This window comes from Roseobacter sp. HKCCA0434 (assembly GCF_032464675.1).
GTDB lineage: Bacteria > Pseudomonadota > Alphaproteobacteria > Rhodobacterales > Rhodobacteraceae > Pontivivens.
Genome location: NZ_JAWDKL010000012.1, coordinates 94949 through 102432, shown reverse-complemented (window position 1 = coordinate 102432; position 7484 = coordinate 94949). Strand labels below are relative to the sequence as shown.

General features: G+C 59.6%; 7 protein-coding genes. 6 read left to right on the top strand and 1 reads right to left on the bottom strand.

All coding sequences use genetic code 11. The annotated features are described in order from the left end of the window. Positions 1-638 precede the first annotated feature (638 nt). From RX333_RS09440 to RX333_RS09420, 5 genes are all read left to right on the top strand, one after another. Positions 639-1007, top strand: coding sequence for a hypothetical protein (locus tag RX333_RS09440; RefSeq protein WP_316014686.1), 369 nt, complete (start codon positions 639-641; stop codon positions 1005-1007). A 61-nt stretch (positions 1008-1068) separates the two neighbouring features. After that, positions 1069-1593, top strand: a complete 525-nt coding sequence (locus tag RX333_RS09435) for a hypothetical protein (RefSeq protein ID WP_316014685.1) — start codon at positions 1069-1071, stop codon at positions 1591-1593. Further along, a complete protein-coding gene (locus RX333_RS09430; RefSeq protein WP_316014684.1) occupies positions 1590-2036 on the top strand; it encodes a hypothetical protein in 447 nt (148 codons plus the stop codon). The genes RX333_RS09435 and RX333_RS09430 overlap by 4 nt, the downstream gene beginning before the upstream one ends. Continuing rightward, a complete protein-coding gene (locus RX333_RS09425) occupies positions 2033-3385 on the top strand; it encodes a DUF4942 domain-containing protein (RefSeq protein ID WP_316014683.1) in 1353 nt (450 codons plus the stop codon). The genes RX333_RS09430 and RX333_RS09425 overlap by 4 nt, the downstream gene beginning before the upstream one ends. A gap of 65 nt (positions 3386-3450) precedes the next feature. Beyond that, entirely contained in the window at positions 3451-4251 is an 801-nt protein-coding gene (locus tag RX333_RS09420) for a phosphoadenosine phosphosulfate reductase family protein (RefSeq protein WP_316014682.1), read from the top strand. A 154-nt stretch (positions 4252-4405) separates the two neighbouring features. Here RX333_RS09420 and RX333_RS09415 read toward each other — a convergent pair whose 3' ends face one another. Then, positions 4406-6283: a hypothetical protein gene (locus tag RX333_RS09415; protein WP_316014681.1), complete on the bottom strand. Its 1878-nt coding sequence runs from the start codon at positions 6281-6283 to the stop codon at positions 4406-4408. Between the two features lie 51 nt (positions 6284-6334). Here RX333_RS09415 and RX333_RS09410 point away from each other — a divergent pair, with 51 nt between their 5' ends. Then, on the top strand, positions 6335-6952 hold the full coding sequence (locus tag RX333_RS09410; RefSeq protein WP_316014680.1) for a hypothetical protein: 618 nt from the start codon (positions 6335-6337) through the stop codon (positions 6950-6952). Positions 6953-7484: the final 532 nt, after the last annotated feature.

Sequence of the window (7484 nt, the reverse complement as noted above, 5' to 3'; positions counted from 1 at the left end):
TCGGGCTTCCCCCTGTCGGAATCCGTCATGGGCCAGGCTCTAGGGCGGCACGCCGCCCCCGCGCCAGCTCGGCCGAGGTCCGGTGGCGAGAAGCACCGCCGGCCGTCTCCCGAAGGGAGCCGCCCCGCGGCACGTCGCCAGACCGGCCCCTGGCCGATCGGTCGCGGCCCATTCGGGTGACGATCCTTGAGGCAGGGCAGGGGGCATCCCGATCGCTCCATCGCATCCGTCCCGCAGATCCTGGTCGAGATCTCATTCGGTGGAGATCCGCGCGAGGGCGCGCGGATCGAGGAGGGCAGGGGGCCGGCCCGCCTCCGCTGACGCTCCGGTCGAACCGGACACCTCTCTCTTTTCCTTTATCCGCCCACCATCGCCGAGCCCGTCGGTCAATCGGCAAGCGCCACGCTCGCGCGCGTCGTCTTCGGCCCTCCCGTGTTGCCGGTGCCAGGGCACCGGCTGCCCGCTCCTTCGGGCCTGCGACCGATGACAGCCGGTCCCGTCGCCGTGGGTCGGGCTGACGCCCTCTCCCACTTGGTTCCGGAAACATGCGGGGCCTGTTTCCAGACCAGTGAAAGAGGCGCCGCCCATCAGCGGATGTGGCCCAAGGCCGCAACCGCCTCGCCACGAAGGAAAGACCTATGAGCAAGTCCAATACCGTCGTCCACACGCAAGACCTCGGCGACAGCCAGTTCCGCGACGTGACCGTCTACTACGAGAAGGGCGGCATCAACTATTGGGATTATTCCCGCAAACCGATGGGCATCTATGTCAGCGTCACCCGCTACCGGCGCGAGGGGGCCATTCGCACATGGTCCACCGGCCAGAAAGGCGACGGCTATCTCCTGATCGTCCCGCTCGACCGCTATCGCCGCCGCGCCTTCACCGACACCACCGAAGCCGTGAAGGCCAATATCGAGGAATTCCTCGGTCGCTGGGATGCAGGCGATCCCGATGGCGTCGCAGCCCTGCTGACCGGCCAAGCCGAACCCGCAGCCGCCGCCGCCTGATCCTACATACCGGGCCGCTCGCACCGGGCGGTCCCCCTCTCCCTACATCCCGGAGCCTGCCATGAGTATCCTCTCCAGCCGTCATGCGGTTCACACCTTTGCGCGTAGCAATGCCTTTCCGCACATCCCGGTAATTGATGTCACCGGACACCGGCGCGCCCAGATCGTCGCGCGCATTATGTTCGAGCGGACCGGCATCCACCATCTGAACTGTGACCCTGCAATGGCCGTCGCGAGCTTCAAACCCGGCGCGATTCGAGAAATGTCGAGAGACGGCGCAACCGCTCTCTTGCAGATCGCTGAGGCAGAAATGCGGGCCGAGGCCGCAGACAACCCCGAAGCGCTTCCCAAATGGCATCTGCTCATCTTCGATCACGGGGCTTCGACCGATGTACGCCCGAGGTTTCAATATTCGCTCTATCTCGACGAAGACATCGACGTGATCCGCCGCTGCCGCGCGAACCCCTCCCTGATCGAGACCATCCCCGTCTTTGCCGAGGCCATCGACCATCGAGAAGCGGAGGCCCTGTTCGATGCCTTCGTTGCCGAGCGCATGGCGCAGACCGGAGAGGGGGACGCGGCATGAGCCTCGCATTCGCGAACCCGCATTACCTGCGCGCGCTCCTCACCGACGCCGAGACCGGCAGCGACCTCGCGCGGCTTCAGGACCGTTGGGCCTACACCGACGCCAGCGGTGTGCTCTGCACCCATCCCACGCAGGAGGGCGCGGAACGGCTGGCCGCGCGCGAGCGGCGTAATACCGTCCCCGCGCAGGCCGAGACCCCGGCCCCTGCCACCCAGGCACCGGACGCGAGCGAGCTGATCCATCCCGCCTCGTTGGCGCGCACCATCGAGATCGTTGAGCTGGCCTATAGCCACGCCACCGATCCGACCGAGCAGCTGCGCTGGCTTCTGTGCGACCTGCGCCACTTCGCCGACCATCACGGGCTGGCCTTCGGCAATATCGACCGATCCGCGCACCAGCTCTACCGCGACGAGCAGGACGCCCGCCCGGAGGGCACGGCATGAAGGACGCGAACGACATCCCCCGCATCGGTGAAGGCGGCGACGAGACCGCCGCCCTCCCGGCGCATCGCCTCTCCCTGCCCGAGATCATCGCCGATTACATCACCAAGGCCGAGGCCATCCCGCAGCGGATCGCCGAGTTCGAGGCGGCGATGCAGCAGCTCAACAGCGGCACCAGCATTGGCGGAGCCTATGGCGGATCGGTCTTCCGTTCGGAGCCGTCGCTCTACGAGCGCGACCTGCAAGCCACCCTCCTCAAATCCGCATGGCGGCATGTCCATGACGGCTTGCGCATCGGCGATGTCGCCACCGCCAAGGACCGGAAGCGGATCGCGCTGATGCTGGAGAACCCGCCGCCCTTCACCCTCACAGACATCCGCGACCAGTTCGGCGACTATCTGCTCGATCCGCGCCTGCACAAGCTGCGCGGGCTGGCCGAGGTCTTTTGCGACCTCGACCCCGCCTACCGCTCGCATTCCAAGGTGAAGATCGGCGTCGAGGGCCTGCCCAAGCGCATCATCATCGGGCATTGCGCCGATAGCTGGAACAGCTGGGGGCGGGAACGTCTCAAGGACACGATCAATGCCCTGCGCACCTATCGCGGCGAGCCGCAGATCGAATATGCCGAGTTCGAGGCCATGATGCGGGAGGCGCGCCGCTGCGGCGAGAGCGATTTCGGGGGCGGCATCCTCAAGCTCTTCAAGAACGGCAACGCCCATCTGCATTTCGACGGGGCGGCGCGGCTCGACATCAACCGCGCGCTGGCCGAGTTCTATGGCGACGTTCTGCCCGACGCGCCCAGCGAAACCGAAGCGAAGCGGCCGAGTACCGAGGTCGCGCGCGACCTGCAATTCTACCCCACCCCGAGCGCGGTGATCGACACGGTGCTCCACCAGCTGCATTTCACGGACGGGGCGCGTGTGCTGGAGCCGTCCTGCGGCGACGGCCGCATCCTCGATGCGCTCGCCGACTGGCACAATCAGGGCAACCAGTACAAGCGACGGCAGGCGCTCCAGATCTTCGGCATCGAGTACGATGCGGGCCGCGCCGACCTCGCGCGCCGCAAGGGGCATTCGGTGCTGATCGGGAATTTCCTCGAACAGCCCGCGCAGCCGAGCTTCGATTTCGTGGTGATGAACCCGCCTTTCTACGGTCGGCACTACAAGAAGCATCTGGATCACGCGCGCGAGTTCCTGCGCCCCGGCGGAACCCTTGCCTGCATCCTGCCCGCCAGTGCCCATTACGACCACGGCAACAGCATCGGAACCTGGCACGACCTGCCCGTCGGCTCGTTCTGCGAAAGTGGAACCGGCGTGCCCACCGGCTTTTGCATCTGGCGCAAGCCCGGCTGATCCCGTCACGCGGCGGCCGCGCGATGCGCGGCCCCGCCTTCCCCTTTCCGATCACAAGCCCCGCCATGATCCAGCACATCGTCAACATCTCGGGCGGCAAGGACAGCGCCGCCTGCTATCTCCTCGCCCTTCACCGTGGCGTACCCTTCCGGGCCGTCATGGCCGATACCGGACACGAAGCGCCCGAGACCTATGAGTGGGTCGCGCGCCTGCCCGAGCGCACCGGCGGGCCGAAGGTCGAGCTGGTCCGGGCCGAGTTCGCATCGCGGTTCGCCGCGAAGCGCCGCACTATCGCGACCCGCTGGCGCGCGAACGGCATTGCCGAGGTCCGCATCGAGCGCGCCCTCGACCTGCTGCACCCCACCGGCATCCCCTTCCTCGATCTATGCATGATCAAAGGACGCTTCCCCTCGGTGAAGGCTCGCTTCTGCACCGAGGAGCTGAAGGCCATTCCCATCGACACCCAGATCGTGCGGCCCGCCCGGCTACGATCCGGCGTCATCCGCTGGCAGGGCGAACGCTGCGACGAAAGCCCCGCGCGGCGCGGGCTCCCTCGGACCCACATCGTCCGCGAGCGCGGACTGCACAGAATGGTTCTCTACCGCCCGATCCGCGCTTGGTCCCGGTCAAACGTCTTCGAGCTGCACCGGCTGTTCGGTCTCGATCCCAATCCGCTCTATGCGCGCGGCTTCGATCGCGTCGGCTGCTTCCCCTGCATTATGGAGAGCAAGAAGGGGCTCAGCGTCCTCGCGCGCCATCACCCCGAAGCCGTCGCGCGCCCCGGAGTGGGAGGCGCTGGTAGCCGATGTCTCGAAGCGCGGGGCCACGACTTTCTTCGGCCCCAAGACCATCCCGCACGGCCCTGACGCGCAAGGCCGACACCCCGGCGCGGCTCAGGTCTTCGCATGGTCCGGCACCACCCGCTGCGATGCGGCCGCGCCGTAGGACCGTGATGCAGGAGCCATGTGTTCGAGCCAGTACGCCCTTTGCGAGTGAGTGAACTCAAAACAAAATTATGAATTATGCCTCAAGAGAAGTGTCAAGAGATAGCATTATCCAAACCATTTCAACGCCACTATATAAGATTCCGTCGTGCATCCAGGTATCGCCATTTAGATCTGGTTCGTGGAGAGTGGAATCTTGATTCCAAATATCATCATTCCAAATATAATCTTTATCCGAGTATTCGATTATAAGTAGATCTGAACTGCCATTCATGACTACATTCGTCAATGAATGATTTCCGAAATCTGGGTTGCCAAATGAGGTATAGGTCCCGTTACCATTTGACACAAAGGTCGTGTTTGCCGCGGGATCGTTCAGTTCTAAAACTTCTACGTCGATCAAAGCTACGTAATCATAGTTTGAGACGCCACCTCCTTGGCCGAAGAATGCTCGACCCTGCTCAATGTTTAGGATTGCACTTTCATTTGTTTTAGCAATATCAATCCCTTCACCGCCGTCAATAATACGGTAACGATTGCTCAGGTCACCTGAAAATACTACGCCTTCTCCAGTATTGAATTGGAACTCATCATCTCCGGCTCCCCCCTCAATCGTTCGAGTATCATCTGCCACAATCATCACGTCATTGCGATTGGTGCCTATAACGTGTTCGAAGTCTTTGAACGTCGTAACGGTACCGTCACTGGTTCCAAGCGTATAAAACTCGAACTCATCCTTTCCTATCTCGATTCCCGAATTCGCTGAGGTCTCAAATTCGTAATGAGAAAAGTCTAGGATATCGCCATCTGCTGGTCTGGCACCGTCATGTCCACCTGCATCAATTACCGACGCCTTCTGGATTAGACCATCTATATCGCCCCGAATAATCGCGCGATCATCAGCGACCGTCATTTCGACTTGCTCTACATCATACAGATCATCGTAAGCGTTCAATGCGTAGTCGATCTCTGATCCCAGAAGTTTAAAAACTTTCTCCTGTGAGCCGGCACCCGGGACGAAACTAGTCCACTCCCAAACGACCGCCTTGCTCAAACCCTCGTATTTCACGACGTCTATCCCATCTCCGCCATCAATTAGATGCTGACGGACGACATAGTCCGAAACATAGATAGTATCCTGACCATCCGCCGCAATTATATGGCTGTCATCATCGCTAGTAGTGAATGCTCCATTGGAGTTTTTCTGATCCATTTTGATAGTGCTTCCTCCAGAAAGTACTGAAAGGGACAGATCCGAAACCTCAATAGGCCGATTGTATTTTTGGAAGTACACTGCTTGACCCTCCGCATATGCAAGCGCGCTAGTCGCTGCGCCCTCTGCGGCATCCCATATTCCCTGTTCAAAAAATTGCTCGCCAAGCTCCCCAAACCCATCCGGCGAAATCTCGATACCTGCGGCCGCGGCGGACTTTATCAGCGCCATCAAATCGTAGCTGTCGGTAGGGTCTTCGAGAATGTTCTGGCTGAAAAACGAACGGACGCCCAGAGGGACCATCAAGAAGTTGCCTGACCAAATCGCGGGATCGTCACTAAAGGCAGCGAGGGCTTCCAAGGCTTTAGTCGCATCATGCTCGCCGATCTGTTCAAGGCTCGGTAGCGCTCCTGTTGCTAAGATATCGGCCACCACAGTACTTGCAATTGCGTCGGACGCTTCATCCAGCAGCGCCGGCGATAGAGCCTGGCCGGTCCGTATCTCCACTTGGGAAGACGTATAAGTCCGGATCAGATCTGACGCCGGGCCTTCTCCGCGATTGGTGAGGCGCGCCGCAGAAAACCAGGCAATCGTGTTGCCGGGTGCCGAATTCCCGTACACATCTGTGTCTTTGATGTACGTGTAAATCAGGTCATAGGCGTCAGCAAAAGGCTTTTCTGCATCCTGATTCAGCGATGCGGCTTCGATGGCATCAAGTTGATCTTGCGAGAAAACAAACATTGGCTTCACCTCTAGGTTGTGCGATTCTGACCATCCCACAAAGGGGGGATCATGACGAGCTTTGTTGTATCTGGGTCTGCTGTGAAACTGGCTTGCCTTGTACTGCTTGGCTGCAGCTCAATGGCCACCGCCCAAAATGACTTTCCCGGGCTGCCCTTCGGAACGGAAATCATCGAGATGGGCGGACACCAGCTTCGAATTGCCACCCCTGGGAATGCCGGTCTGCGGGAAGAGCCGTACTCGCTCTCTAACACTATGGGTGTTAATGGTTTTTACGATGGTAACGGTTTGGAGTCGGCGTTTCTTATCGGATCCGTTTTTCTTGAAATCCCGACGGATTATTTTTTAAGGAACTACAATAACGGCCACCCTCGCTTTACGCATCGTCGTGACGAGACTATTGCTGGCTATACGGTCCGGTCGAGCGCACCTGTCACCAGATTTTTCTTATTTGAATCCAGCGAAATTGATGGGTATTTCGTTTGCACGACAAGAGACCTGCACGCGATAGAAATCGATGAAGGCACAATATTTAATCACTGCGATATCAATGTCGAGTATGGGAATCTATTTATAGATATTGATACTTATTTCGTAAGTGATATAAGTTTGCTTTGGCCAATTGCAGAGACAGCGGTAAAGATACTTGATCAATACAAGATTAAATGAGGCGCAGTTACTGTCGGTTGCATATGGATCAATTTCGAATATCTCGAATATCGGTAATTGAACCGGATATCTATCCAATTTTTATTGGACGGTAGCAATGCGTCAGTCGTTCCCGGTCTCGGCCGCACGAGATCGTATCGTCATCGCTGCGCTTAAACTAGGAACCTACTGCAGATTGCTTGAAAGGACGTCGATGTCAGCCTTCGGGCCAACGGAAAGAGTGTCCGACGGAGAGAGTGAAGCACCGTCATCTCTGCGATGAGTTCAAACGTTAGGCGGTAGACAGCATGATACTACGCGCTCCAACCATCGCGGATGTCGCTACCCCATTTGGTCGGTCCGACTTCGAATGATGGTCCACCGCGAACCGGCGCTCTATCGCTATCAGCTCACGCGCGGCTTCGATCGCGTCGGCTGCTTCCCCTGCATCATGGACAGCAAGAAGGGGCTCAACGTCATCGCGCGCTACCACCCCGAAGTTGTCGCGCGCCTTCTGGAATGGGAGGCGCTAGTGGCGGATGTCTCGAAGCGG

What these genes read in the sequence shown, in the direction of transcription:
- RX333_RS09415 (WP_316014681.1), bottom strand. Translation starts at nt 6,283, where the DNA reads ATGTTTGTTTTCTCGCAAGATCAACTTGATGCCATCGAAGCCGCATCG.
- RX333_RS09435 (WP_316014685.1), top strand. Translation starts at nt 1,069, where the DNA reads ATGAGTATCCTCTCCAGCCGTCATGCGGTTCACACCTTTGCGCGTAGC.
- RX333_RS09430 (WP_316014684.1), top strand. Translation starts at nt 1,590, where the DNA reads ATGAGCCTCGCATTCGCGAACCCGCATTACCTGCGCGCGCTCCTCACC.
- RX333_RS09440 (WP_316014686.1), top strand. Translation starts at nt 639, where the DNA reads ATGAGCAAGTCCAATACCGTCGTCCACACGCAAGACCTCGGCGACAGC.
- RX333_RS09420 (WP_316014682.1), top strand. Translation starts at nt 3,451, where the DNA reads ATGATCCAGCACATCGTCAACATCTCGGGCGGCAAGGACAGCGCCGCC.
- RX333_RS09410 (WP_316014680.1), top strand. Translation starts at nt 6,335, where the DNA reads ATGACGAGCTTTGTTGTATCTGGGTCTGCTGTGAAACTGGCTTGCCTT.
- RX333_RS09425 (WP_316014683.1), top strand. Translation starts at nt 2,033, where the DNA reads ATGAAGGACGCGAACGACATCCCCCGCATCGGTGAAGGCGGCGACGAG.